The sequence below is a fragment of the Herbiconiux flava genome, assembly GCF_013409865.1.
GTDB classification, from domain to species: Bacteria; Actinomycetota; Actinomycetes; order Actinomycetales; family Microbacteriaceae; genus Herbiconiux; species Herbiconiux flava.
The window spans coordinates 247,709-270,748 of sequence record NZ_JACCBM010000001.1; the positions used below are offsets into that span (position 1 = coordinate 247,709).

The window sequence follows — 23,040 nt, forward strand, 5'->3', positions numbered from 1 at the left end:
GGAAGGAGAGTCTAGAGGCGCACGGGGCCGGTCGCGGCGGGCGTCAGCCCCGTCGCGGCCGGCCGGGGCGGCGCGTTCAGCGCCCGCGCCAGACGTCGGAGGCCGAGCAGGACGGCTGCGCCGAGGAGTGCGCCCAGAGTGTTCGTGATCACGTCGTTGACGTCGGCCGTTCGACCGAGATCGGTGACGTACTGCGTCACCTCGATGGTCAGCGTGCTCGCCAGCGCCACGAGCAGCACGGTGCGGAACCGCGCCCCCGCGAGCACCATCAGGAGCCCGAGCGGCAGGAAGACGAAGGTGTTCAGCACCGCGTCCACCGTGCTGCCCGGCCCGTCGAACTGCAGCGGCAGGAGGTTGAGTCGCACGCCGAGGCCCGTTCCGGGCCGGAGGGTCATGAATGCGACCGCCGCCGCCCAGATCAGCGTCAGCAGCACCACGGGCAGCGGGCGCACCCGCGCCGGGACGAAGGTCCGCACCAGCGCCACCAGCGTCAGCGTCGCGAGCACCGCGGCGAAGAGCAGGTTGAGGGCGAGGCCGAACATGCGTCCACCTTCGCAGAGGCGCCGTCGAGCATCCTGAACGGCCCCTGACCGAACGCCGGGCGGGTGCCCCCGCACCGGGCGCCTCTGCCGGGGCCGGGGCCGGGCGTGCCAGGGTGGGCACATGCCCGTCATCGAATCGCGCTGCGTCGTGCCCGTCAGCCCCGAGGTCGCGTTCGCGGTGTCGCAGACGACGGGTGAGACGCGGATGCGCTGGGACACCTTCATCCGCCGCCAGCAGCTCCTCGACGGCGCCACCGTGCCGGCCAAGGGGGTGCGCACCTTCACCGTGCAGCGCTTCGGGCTCCGGATGATCAGCGAGTACGTCTCGTACAACCCGCCCTCGAACGTGGGGATGCGCATGACGAAGGGCTCGTGGTTCTTCGAGCGCCTCGCGGGCGGCTGGCGCTTCTCGCCCGTGGACGGCGACCCGGGCAGCACCCTCGCCATCTGGCGCTACAACTTCACCTGCCGGCCCCGCTGGCTCGCGCCCCTCGCGGAGCGCATCGGCGCGGCGCTCCTCCAGCGCGACATCGACCGCCGCCTCCGCGGCTTCGCCCGCGGCTGCACCGACCCCGTCGTGCTCTCCCACGTGTACGCCCAGCACTGAGCCCGGGAACGGAAAAACCCCCAAGATGGCGAGATCTTGGGGGTTTTCGTAGCGGGAGCGGGACTTGAACCCGCGACCCCACGATTATGAGCCGTGTGCTCTAACCAACTGAGCTACCCCGCCGCGGCTTCCGGAGGACCAGCCTCCGGGAAGCGGAGCCCCCTGTGGGAATCGGACCCACTACCTCTTCCTTACCAAGGAAGTGCTCTACCAATGAGCTAAGGGGGCGCGCAATGCAGCCCGGAACCCCGGGCGCTTTTGGCACCAGTAGAGAATAGCATCCCCGCGGGGCAGGTTTCGTCGCGCGGCGTCACGGGGGCGTTCGGGGGCGGGACGAGCATCCGGAACCCGTCGTGTGCAAACGATTCCAGATGCGGTTAGGGTTCTCCCCATGACTATCGAGACCTCGCCCGAGCCCGGCGCCACCGCTGCCGACGAGCCGGAGACCGAGACCACGACCGCCCTCGTCGCGACGGGGAGCGAATGGTGGCGCTCCGCCGTGATCTACCAGATCTACCCGCGCTCGTTCGCCGACTCCGACGGCGACGGCGTGGGCGACCTGCCGGGCATCACCGCACGCCTCGACTCGCTGGCGGCGCTCGGCGTCGACGCCGTCTGGCTCTCGCCGTTCATGACCTCGCCGCAGCACGACGCGGGCTACGACGTGGCCGACTACTGCGACGTCGACCCGCTCTTCGGCACCCTCGACGACTTCGACCGGATGCTCGGGCGAGCGCATGCCCTGGGCATCCGTGTCATCGTCGACCTGGTGCCCAACCACACCTCGTGGGACCACGTGTGGTTCAAGGAGGCCCTCGCGGCCCCGGAGGGGAGCCCCGAGCGGGCGCGGTACATGTTCCGCGACGGCAAGGGCCCGAACGGCGACGAGGCGCCCAACAACTGGGAGTCGGTGTTCGGCGGCCCCGCCTGGGAGCGCGTCACGAACCCCGACGGCACGCCCGGCCAGTGGTACCTGCACCTGTTCGACCGCAGCCAGCCCGACCTCGACTGGGAGAACCCGTGGGTGCGGCAGCAGTTCCTCGACATCCTGCGGTTCTGGCTCGACCGAGGGGTCGACGGATTCCGCGTCGACGTGGCGCACGGCCTGATCAAGGAGGCGGGGCTCCCCGACTACACCCCGCCCGAGGGCGGCGGCAGCATGGGCGGCGGGGTCGTGGGGCTCGAGCCCGAGATCCTCGCCGACGCCACGCTCGACCCGCCGACCCCGCCCTACTGGGCGCAGGACGGCGTGCACGAGATCTACCGCAGCTGGCACGCGGTGCTCGAGGAGTACGAGGGCGATCGCGTGCTCTGCGCCGAGGCCTGGGTGGAGCCGCTGACGAAGCTCGCCCGCTGGGTGCGGCCCGACGAGATGCAGCAGGCCTTCAACTTCACCTACCTCGAGGCGGGCTGGTCGGCCGCGCAGCTGCGCGGCGTCATCGACACCTCGATCTCGGCGTTCGCCACCGTCGGGGCGCCGTCGACCTGGGTGCTGTCGAACCACGACGTCGTGCGGCACGCCACGCGGCTCGCGCTGACGGCCGAGAACCCGCAGGGCGACGGGCTCGGACCCGACTCCCCCGGGCTGCCCGACCGGGCCGCGGGCCTCCGCCGCGCGCGGGCCGCCACCGCGGTGATGCTCGCGCTGCCCGGCAGCGCCTACATCTACCAGGGCGAGGAGCTCGGGCTTCCCGAGGTCGTCGACCTGCCCGACGATGCGCGTCAGGACCCGACCTGGTTCCGCACCCACGGCGCCCGCTACGGGCGCGACGGGTGCCGGGTGCCCATCCCGTGGCAGGCCGGCGCCACCACCTACGGCTTCGGGCCGGCGGGCTCGACCGCGAGCTGGCTGCCGCAGCCCGGCGACTGGGATGCCTACGCCCGCGACTCGCAGGAGGGCGTGCCCGGGTCGACGCTGTCGCTCTACACCGCGCTCCTCGCGCTGCGGTCGCAGTACGCCCTCGGCACCGGCACGCTCGAGTGGCTGCCGGGGTACGGGGAGGACGTGATCGCGTTCCGGAACAACGGGGTCGTGGTGATCGCGAACGCGGGGACCACTCCCGTCGAGCTGCCGGCCGAACTGCCTGGGCAGGTGCTCGTCGCGAGCGAGGATCTGGGGGAGGCGGCGCTGGCGCCGGATGCGGCGGTGTGGCTGCTCGCGTGAGCCCCGGGCGTCACGTCCCGAAGCGGGGTGTGACGCCCTGGCGTCACCCTCCGCCGTGACCGGTGCAGCGAGCATCCGTCGGGGCGGGGGTCAGGCGTTGTGCTGGGTGAGCCAGGCGAAGGGGTCGACCGGGTTGACGCCGTCGAGGCGGATCTCGAGGTGGAGGTGGGCGCCCGTCGAGGTGCCCGTGTTGCCGACGCGGCCGACCGGCTGGCCGACCTTGACGAGCTGACCCTCGGTGACGGCGGCGGATCCGGGGAGCATGTGCCCGTAGGTGCTCGAGACCGGCTGGCCGTCGACCACGTGCTCGATGACGACGTGGACGCCGAGGCCGCCGCCGTCGCTCGGCACGACCGTCCGCACCACGCCGTCGGCCACCGACTGGATGCTCGTGCCCTGGCCGGGCGTGAAGTCCACGCCCTTGTGGTCGGTGCTGCCGATGCCGCCGGGCGACTCGCGGGGGCCGAAGCCGTCGCTGATCGGCACACCCACCGGGAACGGCCACTGAACCGGGCGGCCCGGGTTGTTCGTGAAGGTGTCGGCGATGCGCATGCCCGCGGCGCGGAGGGCGGCGACGTCGCGGACGCCGTAGCCGTCGCGAGCGACACCCAGCCCGGCGACGTCGGGGCTCGTCGTCAGCTGCTGGGCGGCGAGCTCGGGGTCGAGCTCGACCGGGGCGACGTCGGCGTAGAGCTGCTGCGCCGGACCGCCGCTCGCGGCGTGCAGGGCGGAGGCCGGCATCGTCGTGGCGACGGCGATGCCCGTGGCGAAGAGCATCGCGATGACGCTGAAGGCGCCCTTTGCGATGTCGCCGCCGCTTCCACCACGGGGGCTGCGCCGGCGTCGACGGCGGTCGGCGGAGGCGCCGGCCGCGGTGCGGGGGTCGTCGCCCGCCTCGTCCTGGGGTGGCCGGATGATCGGGGTGCCGTCACCCGGGATCCGCTCCGCTGTGCGAGCGCGGCGCGATCCACCGGCCGAACCGGTCGAGCGGGTGGCTCCGTGGGCTCCCACGCCGGCCACCTCGGTGCCACCGACCGTCGAGGCGCGGAGGGTGCGGCGGGACACCGCCTTCGTCACGGGCGCGCTGATCGGGACGACAGCGGTCTCGGGCCCGGACCCGCCCTCGTGCGTCTCGACGTCGACCTCGACCACCGGGAGCGCGACCGGGGTCGGCGATGACACCTCGGTGGGCGCCGTCGGGATCTCCACCGTCGTCGGCACGGTCACCCGCGCCCGGCGGCCCGACGCGGGGCGCTCGATGCTGTCCGAGAACGACCCTCCGGCACGGCGCCCGGTGCTCGCAGGGGTGGTCGAGGCGCTGACGACAGCGATGCCCTCGGTCGCGGGAGCGCTGACGACAGCGATGCCCTCGGTCGCAGGAGCGCCGACGCCCGTCGCCGGGCCGGAGGCGCGCCGCGCCCGGCGGGGCCCGGAACCCGCGGCTCGTGGGGATCGCGTCGCTTCGTCGGCCGGCGCGGACGAGGCCCGGCGCCCGCGGCGGACCGTGGCCGCCGCCGGGGGCGTGACGACCGGCAGGGAGGTCGTCTCCACCGTGATCTCCATCGCCACGGGCTCGCCGACCGAGGCGGTGACCACCTCGGAGGTCGCACGACGCGCTTCACGGCGGGTTCGCGGCGGGACGGTCATGTCGGGGGGCGCTGAGGCTGCGAGGGTCTCGGGAGACGGCGTCGGCGTGACCGGCTCCGGGCCCGGCAGGGCACCGCGGAGCGACCGGCGGGAGGGGAACGTTCGACCAGGGGCTGCGGCGGCTGCAGGGCCGGGGAGCGTGCGGGCGTCTCCGGCGGACGCGTCGTCATCCGGGCGGGGGGTCGTTCGTGGCACAGTTCGGGTGTCTCCGGGTGGGGCGGAAAAGGTCTCGTCGGGTCGAGAAGATCCGTCAAGGGTAACGAGGGGTCATGTGAAAATCCATTGAGCAGCCCCGGCCGATCCACTCGGCACCCACCTGGCCGCGACCGCGTCGGTCGAGCGGAAGGCCCGCGTCAGTCGAGCGGGAGGCCCGCGTCGCGGTGCAGCGCGAAGAGCAGCGGCTCGAGCTCGGCGAGCAGCGCCGGGGAGCCCGCGAGCGTCATGACGTCGGACTCCGCGGCCGCGCCGAAGCCGCCGACGCGGGCACCGGCCTCGCGGGCGATGAGAGCGGCGGCGGCGTGGTCCCAGGGGTTCAGCCCGCGCTCGGCGTAGGCGTCGAGGCGACCGGCGGCGACCGAGCAGAGGTCGAGCGCCGCGGATCCGGCGCGGCGGATGTCGCGCACCTTCTCCACCAGGCCCGTGATGAACCGGCCCTGCTTGACGCGGGTCTCGGCGCTGTAGGAGAAACCGGTGCCGACCAGGGCGCGGGCCAGGTCGACGTCGGTGTTGACGGCGAGGCGGCGGGGCTGGGCATCCGGAGCCTGGAGCGAGCTGAGGAACGCGCCGCCGCCGTTCGTCGCCGTGAAGACCTCGCCGAGGACGGGGTTCACGACGACGCCGGCGAGCGCGGTCCAGCGGGCGGGGTCGGCGACGCCGTCGGTGACCTGCACGGCGGCGATGCTGACGGCGTAGGCGGGGATGTCGTAGAGGTAGTTGACCGTGCCGTCGATGGGGTCGACGACCCAGACGACGCCCGAGGTGCCCGGGGTGGGGGTGCCGGCCGACTCCTCGCCGAGGAAGCCGTCATCGGGGCGGGCCGCGGCGAGCCGGGCGCGGATGAGGTCTTCGGACTCGCGGTCGGCGAAGGTCACGACGTCGGCGATCGACGACTTGGTGGCGGCGACCTCGACGCCTTCGGAGCGGCGGCGGCGCACGAGTTCACCGGCCTCGAGGGCGATGTCGCGGGCGATCGCGACGAGTTCGGCCGGATCGGCGGCGAAGGAGGCGGGAGAGGTGGCGGTCATCGCGGTGCTCCGTGTTCTGGTGGCGAGTGAGGGATTCGAACCCCCGAATGCTGAGCAGTCTGATTTACAGTCAGATCCCTTTGGCCGCTTGGGTAACTCGCCAGGCGCACCCGACCACGTTCATCACACAACCGAAGGCGCTGATCAAGGATACCCAGCAAGCCGCGTTCGGCGAAATCGGGGCGGATGCGCGGCCTCAGCCCACGGCGTCGAGCGCCTGCGCGGCCTCCGCCGCGTACCGGTTCGCGTAGTCGAGCACCTCGTCGAGGTAGGCCGGGGACTCGTTGTAGCCGGCGATCGCGGCGCGCCAGCCGGCCTCGGTGCCGAGGTCGCCGGGGGCCGCGTCGCCGCCCGAGCCGCCGTCACCGCCCGAGCCGCCGTCACCGCCCGAGCCGCCGTCACCGACCGACCCCACCCGCCCCGCCGAGAAGCACAGATATTCGGCGGCAGACAGCGACGAGTCGTCGACGTTGTTGATGTCGGGCACCCCGTCCCCGTTGGCCTCGCTCGCCCACGCCGCCCACGTCGCGGGCACGAACTGCATCGGCCCCACGGCCCGGTCCCACTCGGTGTCGCCGTCGACGGCCCCCGCATCCGTGTCGGGGATCTCCTGGAACCCGTTCCCGTCGAGCGGCACCCCGATGATCGGCGCGCTGGTCACCCCCGAGTCCAGGATGCTCCCGCCGAAGATCGTGCCGTGGTGCGACTCGACCCAGCCGATGCCGGCGAGCGTGTTCCAGCCGAGATGGCACTCGGGCCGCATCTCGTTGCTCGCGATCGCGGCACCGGCGTAGCCCTGCAGCGCCCGCCGGGGGATGCCGGTCGCCGAGGCCACGGCGTCGAGCCACGCGGGGTCGGGCAGCTCGGCGGTCGGCGTTCCGTCGCGGTAGCCGGCGGCTCCGGATGCCCGCACCTCCGCCTGCGCCGCATACGTCGGCCCGGGGTCGACGGTGGCGCCCTCGCTGCTGGCCGAGCATCCGCTCATCGCCCCGCCCAGCGCCACCACCGCGGCACCCGCCACCACCGCGCGGACGACGGACCGGACTCGAAGGCGCATGCCCCCACTCAACCAGACGCCCCTGACAGTCGCCGTTCGGAACGTCTCGACGGCCGATCCACGGGCGACAGCTCCAGCCAGGTCGAGGCATCGTCACGATGGCCGGGCGGCGTAAAATGAGCGGCATGGCAGATTCATCGTTTGACGTGGTCAGCAAGGTCGACAAGATGGAGGCGGACAACGCCCTCAACCAGGCTCAGAAAGAGGTCGCCCAGCGCTACGACTTCAAGAACATCGGCGCCTCCATCGAGTGGAGCGGCGAGAAGGTGATGATGAAGGCCAACTCCGAGGAGCGCGTGAAGGCGATCCTCGAGGTGTTCGAGTCGAAGCTCATCAAGCGCGGCATCTCGCTGCGGTCGCTCGACGCCGGCGAGCCCTTCGCCTCGGGCAAGGAGTACCGCCTCGAGGCCACCATGAAGGAGGGCATCGCGCAGGACGACGCGAAGAAGATCAACAAGCTCATCCGCGACGAGGCCCCGAAGAGCGTCAAGTCGCAGATCCAGGGCGACGAGCTCCGCGTCTCGTCCAAGAGCCGCGACGACCTGCAGGCCACGATGGCGCTGCTGAAGGGCGCCGACCTCGACGTGGCGCTGCAGTTCATCAACTTCCGGTGACCGACGCGGGCGGTGACGTCGACCCCGACGGGCGAGCGGATGCGCGAGCATCCGTCGCCCCACCCACGACGCCGGGCGTGCCGGGCGTCGACGTGCCCGACCGCCGCGGCCGCACCGGACTGCACCTGACCGGCCGCGACCTCACCGGCAACCCGCGCGTGCGGGTGCGGGACGTGCGGCTGCTCAGCTCGAACTGGTACATCACCCGCACGACCGAGATCGAGTACCAGCACCGCGACGGGCACTGGTCGGTCGAGGAGCGCGAGACCTACGATCGCGGCAACGGCGCCACCGTCCTGCTGTTCGACGCGGCACGGCGCACGGTGCTGCTGATCAGGCAGTTCCGCTACCCCGCCTACGTGAACGGGCACCCCGACGGCATGCTGCTCGAGACACCGGCCGGGCTGCTCGACGAGGACGACCCCGAGACCGCCATCCGCCGCGAGGCCCGCGAGGAGACCGGCTACGCCATCGGTGCGGTCACCCGCGTCTTCGACGCCTACATGAGCCCGGGCTCGATCACCGAGAAGCTCTTCTTCTTCGCCGCTCCCTACGACGCCTCGAACAGAGCGGATGCGGGGGGCGGCCTCGCCGACGAGGGCGAGGACATCGAGCTGGTCGAGCTGGGCATCGACGCGGCGCTCGCCCGCATCGGCGACGACATCGTCGACGCGAAGACGATCATGCTGCTGCAGTGGGCGGCGCTCCGCGGCCCGTTCGCGCGCTGACGCGGCCCGGGCCCTACGCGGCAGGTGTGGGCGCGCGCCCCTCGCGCACCCCAGGCCGACGCCGAGGCCGTGACGGACTCGGCGGGCGGCAGGAGTGCGCCTAGCCCGTCAGGGCAGGAGCCGCGCGAGGGTGCGCACGGCCTCCTCGAAGCGAGACGGGTCGGGCCCCGAGTAGTTGAGGCGCACGAAGGCCCCCGTGGGCTCGGCCGGGAACCACTCCTCCCCGGGCGAGATCAGCACGCCCGCCGCCGCGCACGCCGCGACGAAGGCAGGCGACTCGACCCCGGGCGGCAGCTGCAGCCACAGGTTGAGCCCGCCGCGCGGCAGCGCTGTGAGCGTGCCGGCCGGGAGCAGCTCGGTGACGAGGGCCGCCAGGGCGTCGCGGCGGGCGCGCAGCTGGTCGCGCATCCGGTGCAGATGCGGCTGCCAGCCGGGGGCGGTGACGACCTCGAGCGCCGCCGTCTGCAGCACGCCGCTGACGTAGAGCCCGTCGACCACGCGGTCGGTGTGGATGCGCGACCGCGCCGGCCCGCGCGCGACCACCGCGGCGACACGGATGCTCGGCGACACGCTCTTCGTGAGCGACCGCACCGCCACCACGTGCCCGTCGGGGTCGGTCGCGGCGAGCGGCCGCACGGGCGCGTCGAGCGCGAAGTCGTGCGCCCAGTCGTCCTCGACGAGGAACGCGCCGTTCGACCGCACCACGTCGAGGATCGCCCGCGCCGACGTCGCCGACCACGTCGAGCCGGTCGGGTTGGCGAAGTGCGGCATCGCATAGAACAGCCGCGCCCGGGTGCGCTCGAACGCCTCGGCGAGCACGACCGGGTCGACCGCGTCGCCGTCGCGCGGCACCGGCACGATGACGAGCCCGGCCTGGCGGGCGGCCGCGATCGCGCCCCAGTAGCCGGGCGACTCCATCACGATCGGGTCTCCGGGCCGGGCCAGCGCCCGGAACACCGACGACAGCGCGCTCTGCCCGCCCGGCATCACGAGCACGTCGGCCGCGGTGGGCGCCGAGCCCCCGGCCGGGGCGGCGATCGCGAGATCGGCGGCGAACCACGAACGCAGCTCGGGCAGGCCCGCAGCCGGTGGCCGGTCGAGCGCCGAGCGGGAGCGGGCCGCCCGGGCGAGCGCGGTCTGCACCGCGCGCACCGGCAGCAGGTCGTCGACCGGGTAGCCGCTGTGAAGGGCGATCACGTCCTCTCCCGGCGTCTGCATCGTCGAGCCGACGAAGCCGCCGTCGGCGCGGGCCGGGCCGAGCGCGGCGGTCTGCCACGAGTGGTCGGCGCGCGGGGCCGGGCGGGCGGGGCGCACGAAGGTGCCATCGCCCGGGCGGGACTCGACGAGGCCCTCCCGCACGAGCATCCGCACCGCCTGCTGCACGGTGACGGGGCTCGCGGCGAAGCGCGCCGTGAGCGCCCGCGTCGACGGCAGCCGTGCGCCCGCCCGCAGGCCGCCGACCTCGGCGCGGAGGGCGGCGGCGATCCGCGCCGAACTGCTACTGTCACTCATGAAGGCTGATGATAGCGCTACTCCCCCGCCCCTGACGCTGCTACCGGATGCACGGGGCGCCCGTCCCGCCACGAGCACTCCCGGCGCCGACCCCGCCGCCCGTCCGGCCACGGTGACACCGACGGCCGACCCCGCACCGCGACGCGGCGGTGGTCGCCCGTCGCTCGCGCCCGGTCTCGTCTGGGGCTTCCTCGGCGTGCTCGCCTTCTCGTTCACGCTGCCGTTCACGAGGGTGGCCGTGGCGACGCTGGATCCGCTGTTCGTGGGAGCGGGACGCGCCGTCGTGGCGGCGCTGCTCGCCGCGATGGTGCTGCTGGCCACCCGCTCGCGGCCCCCGGCGCGACGGCTGTGGCCGCGGATCGCCGTGGTCGCGGCCGGCGTCGTGGTCGGGTTCCCGTTCCTGACGTCGTTCGCGCTGCAGACGTCCCCGGCGGCGCACGGAGCGGTGGTGATCGGGCTGCTCCCGGCCGCGACCGCCGCCGTCGCGGTGCTGCGCGGGCGGGAGCTGCCGAGCCGGCTGTTCTGGGTGGCGTCGATCGCGGGGGCGGTGGCCGTCGTGGGCTTCACCGTCGTGTCGTCGGGCGGGTTCGGCGGGCTCCACCTCAGCGATCTGCTGCTGCTGGGGGCGGTGGTGGCCGCGTCCGTCGGATACGCCGAGGGCGGGCTGCTGGCTCGCGAGATCGGGTCGTGGCAGGTGATCTGCTGGGCGCTGGTGATCGCGGCACCGCTGATGGCGGTGCTGACGGGGGTGTCGCTGGTCGCGCATCCGCTCGCCCTGACCGGCGTGGGGATCGACGGCTGGCTCGCCTTCGCCTACGTCAGCGCGATCAGCATGTTCCTCGGGTTCTTCGCCTGGTACCGGGGGCTCGGCATCGGGCCGATCGCCACGGTCAGCCAGATGCAGCTGGTGCAGCCCGTGCTGACGATCGTGTGGGCGGCGCTGCTGCTCGGCGAGCCCCTCACCGCCGTGACGCTCGGAGGCGCGGCCGTCGTGGTGGCGTGTGCGGCCCTCGCGGTCCGCTCCCGCGTGACCCGCGCATCCCGCCCCTGACCGTGGGCGGCTGAGTCGCGGCAGAACGTCGCGAAAAGCGCTGAGTCGCGGCGAACGGCAGCAGTTCGGCGCGACTCAGCGAGGGGCGCCTCAGGCGCGGGAGATTGCGACCATCTCGTCGCGGGGGACGACCTTGACGCGCAGGCGCTGGTGCGCATCCGCAGCGCCGAGGGCCAGCTCGTGCTCGTCGAGCTTGTGCCAGCCGTCGAGGTCGGTGTACTCGATGCCGCGCGACGAGAGCAGGGCCGGGATCGACTCCTCGGCGGGGTCGGCCGGCGACCACCAGTTGGCCTGGTCGCGCACGAGGTGCGAGAGCGTCTCCATGGCGTCGGACTTGGTGTGGCCGATCAGGCCGACCGGGCCGCGCTTGATCCAACCCGTGGCGTAGACGCCGGGCACGATCTCGTTGTGCTCGTCGAGCACCTGGCCCTCGTGGTTCGGGATGACGCCGTGCTGCTCGTCGAACGGGATCTCGTCGAGCGGCGAGCCGAAGTAGCCGACCGCTCGGTAGAGCGCCTGGATCGGCACCTCGCGGATCTCGCCCGTGCCGACCACGCCGCCCGCGCCGTCGGGACGCGTGCGTTCGTAGCGGAGGGCGGCCACCCGGCCGGCGCCGTCGGACTCGACCGAGAGCGGCTTCGCCCAGAAGTGCAGGTGCAGCCGGCGCGAGGCCTGCCCCACGGGGCGCGTGCGCCACTGGTTCAGCACCTTGTTGATCACGAAGACCTGCTTGTTCGTCTCGATCGCGGCCTTCGACGCCTCGTCGAGCTCGAAGTCCTCGTCGTGCACGATCATGTCGACGTCGTTCATCTCACCGAGCTCGCGCAGCTCGAGCGGGGTGAACTTCACCTGCGCCGGCCCGCGGCGGCCGAACACGTGCACGTCGGTCACGGGCGAGGCCTTGAGCCCCTCATAGACGTTGGTGGGGATCTCGGTGACGAGCAGGTCGTCGGCGTGCTTGGCCAGGATGCGCGACACGTCGAGCGCCACGTTGCCGTTGCCGATCACGGCGACCGACTGCGCCTCGAGCGGCCAGGTGCGCGGCACGTCGGGGTGCCCGTCGAACCAGCTCACGAAGTCGGCAGCCCCATAAGAGCCGGACAGGTCGATGCCCGGGATGTCGAGCGAGGCGTCGCGGATCGCGCCGGTCGAGAAGATCACGGCGTTGTAGTGCTTCTTCAGGTCGTCGAGGGTGATGTCGACGCCGTAGCTCACGTTGCCGAAGAAGCGGATGACGCCCGAGTCGAGCACCTCGCGCAGCGCGTTGATGATGCCTTTGATGCGCGGGTGGTCGGGTGCGACGCCGTAGCGCACGAGGCCGTAGGGGGCGGGCAGCTGCTCGAACAGGTCGATCGAGACGTCGAAGTGACGCTCGGCCTTCACGAGGAGGTCGGCGGCGTAGATGCCGGCGGGGCCGGCTCCGACGATGGCCAAACGGAGCTTGGTCACGGTGAGTTCCTATCGGTGGTCGGGCGGCGGGGCCGGCCGGGTGTGCAGGTGAAACGGTCCAGGTGAAACGGGTGACGGATGCGCGAGCCTCAGCTCGTGCGCTCCACCACGGTCTCGGCGAACCGCACGAGGGTCTTCTTCACGGTGCCCGAGGGCAGCGGGTCGAGCGCGGCGATGGCCTCGCGGGCGTAGCGGTGCGCCTCCTCGACGGTGCGGCGGGTGACCGGATGCTCGCGCAGCAGCCGGATCGCCTCGTCGGAGTCGTCGGGCGCGGCGCTCGCCAGCTCGTCGGGCTGGATGCGCGCGAGCAGCGCGGCGGCGGCCGGATCGGTCGCGGCGAGCTGACGCAGGTACAGCACCGGAAGCGTGGCGACACCGGCACGGATGTCGGTGCCCGGCGTCTTGCCCGTGTCGTCGGCCGACGGCGCGATGTCGAGCACGTCGTCGACGAGCTGGAAGGCGATGCCGACCTTCTCGCCGAACACCCGCACCGGCTCCTCGAAGGCGGCGGGGGCGTTGGAGAAGATGATGCCGAGCTGGGCCGAGGCCGCGATCAGCGACCCGGTCTTGTCGGCGAGCACCGCGATGTAGTGGTCGACCTGGTTCTCGCCCTCGGCCGGGCCGAGGGTCTCCTTGAGCTGGCCGAGGCAGAGCCGCTCGAAGGTGTCGGCCTGCAGGCGGATGGCCCGCTCCCCGAGCAGGGCGAGCAGGGCGCTGGCCCGCGCGAACAGGAGGTCGCCGGTGAGGATCGCGATCGAGTTGCCCCAGACGTACTGGGCGCTCGGCACCCCGCGGCGCTGGTCGGCGTCGTCCATCACGTCGTCGTGGTAGAGCGAGGCGAGATGGGTGAGCTCGATCGAGGCGGCCGCGGTGATGACCTCGTCGGTGATGCCGTCGCCGAGCTGGGCGGTGAGGAAGGCGAGGATGGGGCGCACACGCTTGCCACCCGCCTCGAGCAGGTAGCGGGCGACGACGTCGACGAGGCCGCCGGAGAAGTGCGTCTCGGAACCCAGGCGCGCCTCGAGGGTCTCGATGCCCTCCTCGATCAGTCGCGCGGTGCGCCGATCCTCGCCGGTGGAGAACAGGCGGTCGGCGAGCGAGAGCGGGGTCGACCGGCCGGTGGCGCGGCGAAGACTGGAGGTCACGGACACAGCCTACTTATTTCCGGGTAGCGGCTTGGTGCCGCGGTGCAGCGCGACGATGCCGGCGCTGAGGTCGCGGTGGCCGACGTCGACGAAGCCGGTCTCGCGCAGCCAGCCTGCGAGCGTCTTCTGGTCTGGCCAGTTGGCGATCGACTCGAAGAGGTAGTCGTAGGCGGCGTCGTTCGACGAGACGGCCTTGGCGACGGCGGGCATGACGTTCCTGAGGTACCAGTAGTAGGCGCCGCGCAGCGGCTTCACCGGGCGCGAGAACTCGCAGACGACGATACGGCCGCCGGGTGCGGTGACCCGGTACAGCTCGGCGAGCGCCACCTTCGGGTCGACGATGTTGCGCAGACCGAACGAGATGGTGACGGCGTCGAAGGAGTCGTCCTCGAACGGCAGATCCATGCCGTCGGCCACGACGAAGTCGATGTTCGGGACGCGGGCCTGCCGTCGCTTCCCGACCTCGATCATGCCGGGCGAGAAGTCGGCGGCGGTCACGTGGGCTCCGCTCGCGGCGAGCGAGGCGCTCGAGGTGCCGGTGCCGGCGGCGAGGTCGAGGATGCGCTCCCCCGGCCGCGGGTTCACGGCACGGGTGGTGGCCACCCGCCAGAGCGCCGCGTTGCCGACGGAGAGCACATTGTTGCTGCGGTCGTAGCCGGCCGCCACCTGGTCGAACATGGCGGAGACCTGCTCGGGTCGTTTGGTGAGGTCTGCCTTAGTCACGTTCCCAGTCTAGATTCAGTTGGCTCGGAGCGGCGGCCGGAGGTTACATTCACCGGTCGAGCACAGCTCGCCCGGCGCTGGCGTCGCAGCGTCGGTCCGCAGGACCGCCGCCCGTAGCTCCAGCGCGCGTAAGCTCGACAACGTGAGCGATTCCGCAGTCCCGACCGTTCCGCGCCTGATCGTCGAGACCCACCCGGTCGACGACGTGAAGCTGCTCATCCCCCTGATCGACCCGCGTCATCCGCTGGTCTGGCTGCGCAAAGGCCAGGGCATGGCCGGCATCGGCGAGGCCCTGCGGCTCGAGTTCGGCGGGGCGGGGCGGATGCTCGACGCCTGCGCCGCGTGGAAGGACGTCGTGGCGGCCGCCCGGGTCACCGACCCCGTGAAGCTGCCCGGCTCGGGCCTGATCGCCTTCGGCACCTTCGCCTTCGCCGACGACTCCGCCGCCACCAGCACCCTGATCGTGCCGCGCGTCGTGATCGGCAAGCGCGACGGCCGCTTCTGGGTCACGAAGGTGCGCGTCGAGGGCTCGGACGAGCCTCTGCCCACCGCGATGACCCGGCCGCTCGGCCCCGAGTACCGGCTCACGCTGCTGCCGGGCGAGGTCTCGGCCGACGGCTTCCGCGCCTCGGTCGACGCCGCCGTCGAGCGCATCTCCGCCCAGGAGCTCGACAAGGTCGTGCTCGCCCGTGACCTCGTGGGGCACCTGCCGGCCGGGGCCGACCTGCGCCGCCCGCTCACCGACCTCGCCCTCGGCTACCCCGACTGCTGGACCTACGCCGTCGACGGCTTCGTCGGCTCCAGTCCCGAGACTCTCGTGCGGGTCTCGCACGGCACCGTCAGCGCGCGCGTGCTCGCGGGCACCACGGCGCGGGGGGCGGATGCGCAGGCCGACCACGATCAGGCGGTCGCACTTGCGACCTCCCCGAAAGACCTCGACGAGCACGGTTTCGCGGTCTCCAGCGTGCTCGCGGCCCTCCGTCCGCACAGCCGCAGCCTCACCACGAGCGAGCTGCCGTTCACGCTGAAGCTGCCGAACCTCTGGCACCTGGCGAGCGATGTGGAGGGCGTGCTCTCCGACGGCTCGACCTCGCTCGACCTGATCGCCGCGCTGCACCCCACCGCCGCCGTGGCGGGCACCCCGACCGAGACGGCGCTGCGGGTCATCCACGAGCTCGAGCCCTTCGATCGTGGGCGCTACGCCGGGCCCGTGGGCTGGGTGGGCGCCGACGGCGACGGCGAGTGGGCCGTGGCGCTGCGCTCGGCGCAGGTCGACGAGGCGGGCGACATCACCGCCTACGCGGGCTGCGGCATCGTCGCCGACTCGGATGCGGAGCGGGAGTACCTCGAGACGAAGATGAAGTTCCGCCCGATCGTCGAGGCCTTCGGCTAGCTTCGGCTAGGCCGGTGTCACGGCGAGCGTCGCCGAGAACGGGTTGTAGATGACGATGAACTGCTCGTCGTCGGGGGTCGCCTTGACGGTGCCCGCCGCCGAGCCGGCATCGATCGTGATGCCCGGCACCACGAAGGTGCCGATCGAGGCGGCCGTGCCGGAGCCGCGCGTCCACTCCACCGACACGGAGTCCGGCCCCGAATAGCCGGCGGGATAGCTCAGTCGCACGTCGGGGAGGAACGAACCGCGGCTGCTGATCGACCCGGGCTGCGGCGGCAGGGCCCACCCGCTGCCGACGCGGGCGGCGGTCACCGCATCCGTCGTCCAGGTGATGCTGCCCGTGTCCTGCTCGCCGGTCCGCACCTGCACGGTGAAGCTGCCGCTCCGGAGCCCGTCGGCCGACGCGATGATCGAGCCTGTCGCCGAGCCCACGGGGCAGTGCACCCCGCTGAGGGTGAAGCCGCCCTGGGCGTCGACCTGCGCACTCGCAGGGCCACCGAATCCGGCCGGATAGGTGAACAGCACCCGGTCCGCACCCGGCGCGCTTCCCGAGACGGCGAGCCGCTGATCGCGCGATGCGGCTATCACGACGGACGGAGCGAACGCGACGGCGTCGGCCGAGGCGGCCTGCGCCGGTGTGGCGACAGCGAGCGCGATGACGGGAACCGCCCAGGCGGACACTCCCAGGGCGGTTCGGCGGCTGATCTCTGAGGTCATACCTGACGGTAGCCCGCCGCGTGATCCCGGGGATGCCGGGGTCTTCACCCCCTTGTGGTGCCCCTCGACAGGGGCAGGCCGCAAAAGAATTTCGGATCTTTTCCAATCCGGCTCCCGGGGGCTTCCGAAGACCTTCTGAAGGCACGGACCGCTGAAAACCAAGGTCAGCGCCCGTTTTTTCCCATTCCTCAAAGGAGAACAGTCATGCGTATCACCAAGCGCTCCACCCTCACCGCCCTCGCCATCGCCGCCGTCGCCACCTTCGGCCTCGCCGGCTGTTCGGGCGGCTCGAGCACCACCGCCACCACCGAGGAGTCCAGCGCCCCGTCGTCGGCCGCCTCCACCCCCTCGCCCTCCATGGAGTCGATGGACCCGATGGCGAACCTCGTCGGCTCCGGCTGCGCCGCCTACGCCGAGGCCGTCCCGGACGGTGCCGGCTCGGTCGAGGGCATGTCGCTCGACCCCGTGGCCACCGCCGCGTCGAACAACCCGCTCCTGAAGACCCTCACCGCTGCGGTCTCCGGTGGAGTGAACCCCGACGTCAACCTGGTCGACACCCTGAACTCCGGTGAGTTCACCGTCTTCGCCCCCGTCGACGACGCGTTCGCCAAGATCGACGCCGCGACCCTCGACACGCTGAAGACCCCGGAAGGCGCCCCGACGCTGACCTCGATCCTCACCTACCACGTGATCCCCGGCCAGCTCACCCCTGACGAGATCGTCGGAACCCACAAGACCGTCCAGGGTGGCGAGGTCACCGTCGAAGGCAGCGGAGACGCGCTGACCGTCAACGGTTCCACCAACGTCATCTGCGGTGGCGTCCAGACCGCCAACGCGACCGTGTACCTCATCGACTCGGTGCTGATGCCCCCCATGTAATCCCCTTTCTCCACACGCCGAATGGTCGGTCGCCTCGTGCGGCCGGCCATTCGGCGTCTCCGCGTGTGCGGCGGGCACAGGCATCCGGATGCGCGGCCTGCCTCGTAGGCTGAACCCACCATGCTCTCCGCCACGCTCGGCCTGATCGGTGCCATCGTCTACGGCGGTGCCGACTTCCTCGGCGGGCTCGCGTCGCGCCGGCTGGGCGCCGTGCGGGTGACCGCGCTGTCGGCCGTCTCGGGGCTCGCCCTGATCGCGGTGGCGCTGCCGCTGATCGGCGGGACGTTCTCGGCCGAGGCGGTGCGGCTGGGCATCCTTTCTGGGGTGACCGGGGCGATCGCGCTGTCGCTGCTGTACGGCTGTCTCGCGATCGGGCCGATGAGCATCCTGTCGCCGCTCACGGCGGTGGTGTCGGCGCTGGTGCCGCTGACCGTGGGGCTCGCGGGCGGCGAGCGCCTCTCGCTCGTGGGCTGGATCGCGATCGGGATCGCGCTGGTCGCCGTGGTGCTCGTCGGCTTCGTGCCCGAGAAGGGGGCCGCGCGGCCCCGGCTGCTCGGGCTGGCGATGGCAGTGGGGGCCGGGGCGATGATCGGGCTGTTCCTCGTGATCATCGACCGCACGCCCGACGACTCGGGGCTGGTGCCGCTGCTGCTGAACCGGGCGACGAGCGCGGCGATCATGGTGACGGCGGCGGCGGTACTGGTGGTCGTCACCCAGCTCAGGGGCCCGCGATCGCCGGACGCGGCTGCGGCCGACGGACACGGGCCGGCCGTGCTGCCGGCCTGGGCTGAGCGCGCCGTCCTGCTGGCGATCGCCTGCGGAGCGGTGGACGCGGTCGCGAACGTGCTGCTGCTGCTCGCGCTGCGGGCCGGCGAACTGACCGTGGTGTCGGTGCTGACGGCGCTGTACCCGGCCGGGACGGTCATCCTCGCGGCGGTGCTGCTGCGGGAGCGGGTGGCACCGGTGCAGGTGGTGGGGCTGGTGCTCGCGTTCGTGGCGGCGGGGATGCTCGCGCTGGCCTGACGCCGCCGGCGGCGGGCGTTAGAGTTCGAGGGTGAGCGAGGCGAGCGGGGAGCACGGGACGCTCGACGAGCCCGGGGACGACGACCGGAGGCCGCGGGCCGTGTACGGCGTCGGCCACGACCCCGACGTGCGGTTCAGCCTCGCCAACGAGCGCACGGCGCTCGCCTGGGTGCGCACCGGGCTGTCGCTCGTCGCCGGCGGGGTCGCGCTGACCACGCTGGCGTCGTTCGCCGATCTGCCCTGGGTGATCGACGTCATCGCCCTGGTCGCCTGCCTCGCCGGCGGCGCGCTCGCGCTCTCGGCCCTGTTCTCCTGGCGCCGGGCCGAGCGGGCACTGCGGCTCGATCAGCCCCTGCCCGCGCCGGCCGCGCTGCCGTGGCTCGTGCTCGGCGTCGCCGTGCTCGCCCTGGTGCTGACGTTCTACGCCGGCTTCGAGCTGGCCAGGGATCTCTGATGGCGCGCCGCGACCCGGGGCTCCAGCCCGAGCGCACCGCCCTGTCCTGGCAGCGCACAGCCCTCTCGACCGCGCTGGTCTCACTGCTGCTCGCGTTCGCCTGCCTGAAGGGCGGGTTCCCGATCGGCACCGGGATCGCCGCGCTCGTGGCGGTCGGCGCCGTCGTCGTGCTGTTCGGCGCCCGCGGTCGTGCGGCCCGGCGCGACGGCGTCTCCCCGTGGACGCCGCTCACCCGGATCTCCCTGCTGATCGGCGCCACGGCGGTGCTCGGCGGAGTGCTGGCGCTGCTCATCCTGTTCTGACCGCTCGTTAGATTAGGGACCATGGCTTCCTCCCCGCAGCGCACGGTGCGCAAGTCGGCTGCCGAGCGCTCGGCCGAGATCCGCGACGCGGCTCGCGCGATCGCCCGCGCGGACGGTCTCGTGGGCGTCACCCTGCGCTCGGTCGGCGCGCGCGTCGGCGTGGTGCCGGCGCTCGTGGCGCACTACGAGCCGAGCACGGAGGCGCTGGTGGCCGAGACCTTCCGCGCGATCGCGTCGGCCGAGCTCGACGAGGTGGTCGCCGTGACGCAGCGCGAGGGCTCGGCGGTCGGGCGGCTGCGGGCGCTGCTCGCCACGACGCTCGATCCGGCCCGCGACCCCGTCACCGCGGTCTGGGTTGACGCCTGGAGCCTCGGCCGCCGCAACGAGCCGCTCGCCGGAGCGGTGCACGAGCTCGGGGGGCGCTGGGAATCCGTGGTGGCGGGCATCCTGGAGCAGGGCGCCGCGGCCGGAGAGTTCACCGTCGCCGACCGCGACGGGCTCGCGTGGCTCGTGGTGGCGATCGTCGACGGCCTGAACGCGCAGTCGGCCGTGCACGACCGCCACGACGCAGCGAGGGCCCGCCTCGTGCAGCGCGCGGTCGCCCGCGAGCTCGGCCTCCCGCCCACCGCCCTGGCCTGAACGCCCCGGGCCCGGCCAGGCCCCACGCCTCAGGCGATGCCGCCGGTCACCGCGAGCGCACCGACCGTGCCGGCCGCGGTGCGGGCGGTCGCGACGACGAGCGAGCCGAACGGGTCCCGCCACTCACTGACCCGCCGCGCGTGCTCGGCGGCCGGCACCTCACCGCTCGCCGAGAAGTGGATGCCCGCCCGCTCCACCTCGAGCGGCACCCCGTTCAGCGACACGCTCACCGCGGCGCCCTCGTCGCACTCGCCCTCCACGACCACCACGTCGGATCCTCCGCCCCCGGCCCCCGCCCGGCACTCCGCCGTCAGCACGAGCCGCGGCTCCGGGCCTCCGGCGGAGGACATCGACACCGGTGCACCAATCGGCGCTGCTGGGGCGGGGAGCGGGGGCGTGCGGGGTGGGGGGACGCGGCGGGGGCGCTGCGCCTCGAAGGCCGCAGCGAGGCGGAGGAGGGTGCTGTCGGAGTACGCGCGGCCGGCGAGGGTGAGGCCGACGGGCATCCGGGTGTCGGTCATCAGGCCCATCGGCACCGTCACGGTCGGGATGCCGAGGTGCCGCGGCACCAGGTTGCCGTTCGAGACCCAGACCCCGTCGCGCCAGGCCAGCGCCGCCGAGGCCTCGTTCGTGTCGGCGTCGGCCGGCCCGACATCGGCCGCCGCCGGGAAGACGAGGGCGTCGAGGTCGAGCTCGTCCATCCACTGCTCGAGGTCGACACGGCGGGTCTCCTCGAGGCCGCGCAGGCCCTCCGGGATCGACGGGATCTCCGTCAGTGACGGCACCCCGTCTCGTCGCGCGCGCTCGGCGTACTCGGCCAGGTCGTAGTCGAGGTCGCCCCAGCGGTCGGGCAGCTGACCCGTCGGCCGCGGGAAGATCAGCGCACCGTCCACGGCCGCGAGCGAGCGCAGCGCCGGGTCGTCGTTCGCGGCCGACTGCGCGTCGAGGAAGTCGTTCCAGGCCCAGATCGACAGCTCCCAGAGCTCGCGCTCCGCGAAGTCGGCGGGCACCGAGCCCCGCGACGCCATCGTGTGCCGCCCCGGCCGGTCGGCCTCGTAGTTCTCCACGGCCGGGAAGTCGACCTCCACCACCTCCGCGCCGAGCGCCTCGAGGTCGTGGCGGGCCGCCTCCCACAGCGCGAGCACCGACGCGCGGGTCTCGATCGGCGTCACGGCCTCGGTGTCACGGCCGATGTAGCGACGCGGCACCCCGAAGCGGCGGCCGGCGAGCGGCTGCTGCCGGGCATCCGTCACCCCCTCGGCGAGCGCGGGGTACGAAGCGGGGCGGATGCTCGACGCCGCCGGCAGGGTCACCCAGGGCTGCGTGCGCCAGAAGTCGCCGCGGGTTCCCGGATCGTCGGCGACGAGGACGTCGAGCACCTCGAGCAGGTCGGCGACGGAGCGGGTGTGGGGCACGACGACGTCCATGGTGGGGACGAGGGGCCAGTTGCCGCGCACCGAGATGACGCCGCGCGAGGGGGTGTAGGCGACGAGGGCGTTGTTCGAGGCGGGCGAGCGGCCGGAGGACCAGGTCTCCTCGGCGAGGCCGAACGCGGCGAAGCCGGCGGCGGTGGCCACGCCGGATCCGTTGGACGACCCGGAGGCGTAGGCCGCGGGGAGGTAGCGGGCGTCGTAGGGGCTCTCGGCGCGACCGTAGACGCCGCGCTGCATGCCACCGCTGGCCATGGGGGGCATGGTGGTGAGGCCGATCAGCACGGCTCCGGCGGCGCGCAGGCGCTCGATCGCGTAGGCGTCGGCGGCGGCGACGAGGTGCTCGAAGGCCGGGGATCCGGCGGCGACGGTGAGGCCGGCGACGCAGTAGCTGTCCTTCGCGGAGTAGGGGATGCCGTCGAGCGGCCCCAGCGTCTCGCCCCGGGCGCGGCGGGCGTCGGCGGCGCGGGCGTCGGCGAACACGTCGGGGTTCAGCACGGGGACGGCGTTCAGGGCGATGCCGTGGCGGTCGAAGTGGGCGATGCGCTCGAGGCTGCGGGCGACGAGCTCGACGCTGGTGGTGGTGCCGCGCTCGAGGGCGTCGCGCAGCTCGGCGATGCTCGCGGTGGTGAGGTCGGGGGCGGTCATGCTCTCGACTCAGGGTCGGGCGCCGCGGCCGTGGCCGGGGTCGCGGGCTGCTGCTGGGTGATGCAGTGGATGCCGCCGCCGCGCGCCAGGATCTCGCGCGCCTCGACCGTGACGACCCGACGGCCGGGATAGGCCTCGGCGAGGATGGCGCGGGCCCGCGCATCCGCTCGCTCGTCGCCGTAGCCGCACGCGATGACGCCGCCGTTGACCACGAGGTGGTTGACGTAGTTCCAGTCGACGAAGCCGGCGGCGTCGCGGAGGGTCGACGGGCCGGGGAGGTCGATCACCGCGAACGGCCGGCCCGTGGCGTCGGTGGCGGCCTCGAGCACGCCGCGGAGCATCCGCGTGACGGCGTGGTCGGGGTGCGCCGGATCGGGCTGGGAGTGCAGCAGCACCGTGCCGGGCGAGGGCATCGTCGCGATCATGTCGACGTGGCCGCGGGTGCCGAACGGCTCGTAGTCGCGGGTGAGGCCACGCGGCAGCCAGGCCACGGCCGTGGCGCCGAGGGTGCGGGCGAGCTCGGCCTCGACGGCGGCGCGGTCGAGCCCGGGGTTGCGGCCGGGGTCGAGCTGCACCGTCTCGGTCACGAGCACCGTGCCCGCCCCGTCGACGTGGATCGCCCCGCCCTCGTTCACCAGTTCCGACCCCACGAGCTCGGCACCCGCGGCCTCGGCGACGAACCGCGCGAGCGACGCGTCGTTCTCCCACCGCGCCCAGTCGCTCTGCCCGCCCCAGCCGTTGAACACCCAGTCGACCGCGCCGAGCCGGCCGTCGTCGCCCAGCACGAAGCTGGGGCCGGTGTCCCGCACCCAGTAGTCGTCGAGCGGATGCTCGATGCGCTCGATCCCGCCGCCGAGCACCGAGGCGGCCCGCGCCGACTCCTCGGGGTCGACGATCATCGTCACCGGCTCGAACTCGGCCACCGCGTGCGCGACCGCGGTCCAGGCGGCGTACGCGGCCTCGCGCTCGGACGTCGTGTCGCCGAGGGAGGCGTTCGGGCGCGGAAACGCCATCCACGTGCGGGCGTGCTCGTGGGTCTCGGCGGGCATCAGCCAGGTCATGGCGCTCCTTG

21 protein-coding genes, 3 tRNA genes and 1 pseudogene are annotated in these 23,040 nt (G+C 73.1%); 11 read left to right on the top strand and 14 right to left on the bottom strand.

The annotated features are described in order from the left end of the window. Positions 1 to 11 precede the first annotated feature (11 nt). A complete protein-coding gene (locus BJ984_RS01210) occupies positions 12 to 542 on the bottom strand; it encodes a VanZ family protein (RefSeq protein ID WP_179546472.1) in 531 nt (176 codons plus the stop codon). Positions 543 to 663: 121 nt separating this feature from the next. On the opposite strand from BJ984_RS01210, the gene BJ984_RS01215 reads away from it, so the two are divergent. Beyond that, positions 664 to 1,149, top strand: coding sequence for an SRPBCC family protein (locus BJ984_RS01215; RefSeq protein ID WP_179546473.1), 486 nt, complete (start codon positions 664 to 666; stop codon positions 1,147 to 1,149). A 49-nt stretch (positions 1,150 to 1,198) separates the two neighbouring features. Here BJ984_RS01215 and BJ984_RS01220 read toward each other — a convergent pair. Together BJ984_RS01220 and BJ984_RS01225 are read right to left on the bottom strand one after the other, a co-directional pair. Then, positions 1,199 to 1,272: transfer RNA gene (locus BJ984_RS01220), tRNA-Met, on the bottom strand. A gap of 33 nt (positions 1,273 to 1,305) precedes the next feature. Continuing rightward, positions 1,306 to 1,377, bottom strand: a tRNA-Thr gene (locus tag BJ984_RS01225). Between the two features lie 163 nt (positions 1,378 to 1,540). Here BJ984_RS01225 and BJ984_RS01230 point away from each other — a divergent pair. Continuing rightward, complete coding sequence (locus tag BJ984_RS01230; protein WP_179546474.1) at positions 1,541 to 3,313, top strand: glycoside hydrolase family 13 protein; 1,773 nt, start codon at positions 1,541 to 1,543, stop codon at positions 3,311 to 3,313. Positions 3,314 to 3,403: 90 nt separating this feature from the next. On the opposite strand, the gene BJ984_RS01235 is transcribed toward BJ984_RS01230, so the two are convergent. From BJ984_RS01235 to BJ984_RS01250, 4 genes are all read right to left on the bottom strand, one after another. Further along, positions 3,404 to 4,960 (bottom strand): M23 family metallopeptidase, encoded by a 1,557-nt coding sequence (locus BJ984_RS01235; protein WP_179546475.1) that lies wholly within the window; start codon positions 4,958 to 4,960, stop codon positions 3,404 to 3,406. A gap of 353 nt (positions 4,961 to 5,313) precedes the next feature. After that, positions 5,314 to 6,204: an inositol monophosphatase family protein gene (locus BJ984_RS01240; protein WP_179546476.1), complete on the bottom strand. Its 891-nt coding sequence runs from the start codon at positions 6,202 to 6,204 to the stop codon at positions 5,314 to 5,316. A gap of 17 nt (positions 6,205 to 6,221) precedes the next feature. Beyond that, positions 6,222 to 6,306, bottom strand: a tRNA-Tyr gene (locus BJ984_RS01245). A gap of 94 nt (positions 6,307 to 6,400) precedes the next feature. After that, the gene (locus BJ984_RS01250) at positions 6,401 to 7,261 is read right to left on the bottom strand and encodes a lytic murein transglycosylase (protein WP_179546477.1); all 861 of its coding nucleotides are present in this window, start codon (positions 7,259 to 7,261) and stop codon (positions 6,401 to 6,403) included. Between the two features lie 125 nt (positions 7,262 to 7,386). Here BJ984_RS01250 and BJ984_RS01255 point away from each other — a divergent pair, with 125 nt between their 5' ends. Together BJ984_RS01255 and BJ984_RS01260 are read left to right on the top strand one after the other, a co-directional pair. Further along, entirely contained in the window at positions 7,387 to 7,875 is a 489-nt protein-coding gene (locus BJ984_RS01255) for a YajQ family cyclic di-GMP-binding protein (RefSeq protein WP_373877382.1), read from the top strand. After that, entirely contained in the window at positions 7,872 to 8,603 is a 732-nt protein-coding gene (locus tag BJ984_RS01260; RefSeq protein ID WP_309298926.1) for an NUDIX domain-containing protein, read from the top strand. Before BJ984_RS01255 ends, BJ984_RS01260 begins: the two co-directional genes overlap by 4 nt. 108 nt (positions 8,604 to 8,711) lie before the next feature. Here the strand turns inward: BJ984_RS01260 and BJ984_RS01265 are convergent, their stop codons facing one another. After that, positions 8,712 to 10,115 (bottom strand): aminotransferase-like domain-containing protein, encoded by a 1,404-nt coding sequence (locus BJ984_RS01265; RefSeq protein ID WP_179546479.1) that lies wholly within the window; start codon positions 10,113 to 10,115, stop codon positions 8,712 to 8,714. On the opposite strand from BJ984_RS01265, the gene BJ984_RS01270 reads away from it, so the two are divergent. After that, positions 10,114 to 11,166, top strand: a complete 1,053-nt coding sequence (locus tag BJ984_RS01270) for a DMT family transporter (RefSeq protein WP_179546480.1) — start codon at positions 10,114 to 10,116, stop codon at positions 11,164 to 11,166. The two genes, BJ984_RS01265 and BJ984_RS01270, sit on opposite strands and share 2 nt — an antisense overlap. Before the next feature lie 90 nt (positions 11,167 to 11,256). Here BJ984_RS01270 and BJ984_RS01275 read toward each other — a convergent pair whose 3' ends face one another. From BJ984_RS01275 to BJ984_RS01285, 3 genes are all read right to left on the bottom strand, one after another. After that, the gene (locus BJ984_RS01275; RefSeq protein ID WP_179546481.1) at positions 11,257 to 12,615 is read right to left on the bottom strand and encodes an FAD-dependent oxidoreductase; all 1,359 of its coding nucleotides are present in this window, start codon (positions 12,613 to 12,615) and stop codon (positions 11,257 to 11,259) included. 89 nt (positions 12,616 to 12,704) lie between these two features. Beyond that, entirely contained in the window at positions 12,705 to 13,760 is a 1,056-nt protein-coding gene (locus tag BJ984_RS01280) for a polyprenyl synthetase family protein (protein ID WP_373877383.1), read from the bottom strand. Between the two features lie 9 nt (positions 13,761 to 13,769). Continuing rightward, positions 13,770 to 14,483, bottom strand: coding sequence for a class I SAM-dependent methyltransferase (locus tag BJ984_RS01285; RefSeq protein WP_271206345.1), 714 nt, complete (start codon positions 14,481 to 14,483; stop codon positions 13,770 to 13,772). Between the two features lie 142 nt (positions 14,484 to 14,625). Here BJ984_RS01285 and BJ984_RS01290 point away from each other — a divergent pair, with 142 nt between their 5' ends. Then, complete coding sequence (locus tag BJ984_RS01290; protein ID WP_271206346.1) at positions 14,626 to 15,876, top strand: isochorismate synthase; 1,251 nt, start codon at positions 14,626 to 14,628, stop codon at positions 15,874 to 15,876. A gap of 6 nt (positions 15,877 to 15,882) precedes the next feature. Here the strand turns inward: BJ984_RS01290 and BJ984_RS01295 are convergent, their stop codons facing one another. Beyond that, positions 15,883 to 16,593 (bottom strand): hypothetical protein, encoded by a 711-nt coding sequence (locus BJ984_RS01295; protein WP_179546483.1) that lies wholly within the window; start codon positions 16,591 to 16,593, stop codon positions 15,883 to 15,885. A 204-nt stretch (positions 16,594 to 16,797) separates the two neighbouring features. Here BJ984_RS01295 and BJ984_RS01300 point away from each other — a divergent pair, with 204 nt between their 5' ends. From BJ984_RS01300 to BJ984_RS01320, 5 genes are all read left to right on the top strand, one after another. Beyond that, positions 16,798 to 17,472: a fasciclin domain-containing protein gene (locus BJ984_RS01300; protein WP_179546484.1), complete on the top strand. Its 675-nt coding sequence runs from the start codon at positions 16,798 to 16,800 to the stop codon at positions 17,470 to 17,472. Positions 17,473 to 17,592: 120 nt separating this feature from the next. Further along, entirely contained in the window at positions 17,593 to 18,495 is a 903-nt protein-coding gene (locus BJ984_RS01305) for an EamA family transporter (protein WP_179546485.1), read from the top strand. A gap of 31 nt (positions 18,496 to 18,526) precedes the next feature. Then, complete coding sequence (locus BJ984_RS01310; protein WP_271206347.1) at positions 18,527 to 18,949, top strand: YidH family protein; 423 nt, start codon at positions 18,527 to 18,529, stop codon at positions 18,947 to 18,949. Continuing rightward, positions 18,949 to 19,251 (top strand): DUF202 domain-containing protein, encoded by a 303-nt coding sequence (locus BJ984_RS01315; RefSeq protein ID WP_179546486.1) that lies wholly within the window; start codon positions 18,949 to 18,951, stop codon positions 19,249 to 19,251. The genes BJ984_RS01310 and BJ984_RS01315 overlap by 1 nt, the downstream gene beginning before the upstream one ends. A 21-nt stretch (positions 19,252 to 19,272) precedes the next feature. Further along, positions 19,273 to 19,890, top strand: a complete 618-nt coding sequence (locus BJ984_RS01320) for a TetR family transcriptional regulator C-terminal domain-containing protein (protein WP_179546487.1) — start codon at positions 19,273 to 19,275, stop codon at positions 19,888 to 19,890. 386 nt (positions 19,891 to 20,276) lie between these two features. Here the strand turns inward: BJ984_RS01320 and BJ984_RS01325 are convergent. Both BJ984_RS01325 and BJ984_RS01330 read right to left on the bottom strand, forming a co-directional pair. After that, positions 20,277 to 21,968: pseudogene (locus BJ984_RS01325) on the bottom strand (amidase); the annotation flags it as partial. Further along, the gene (locus BJ984_RS01330) at positions 21,965 to 23,029 is read right to left on the bottom strand and encodes an agmatine deiminase family protein (RefSeq protein WP_179546489.1); all 1,065 of its coding nucleotides are present in this window, start codon (positions 23,027 to 23,029) and stop codon (positions 21,965 to 21,967) included. The gene BJ984_RS01330 and the pseudogene BJ984_RS01325, both read right to left, overlap by 4 nt. Positions 23,030 to 23,040 lie beyond the last annotated feature (11 nt).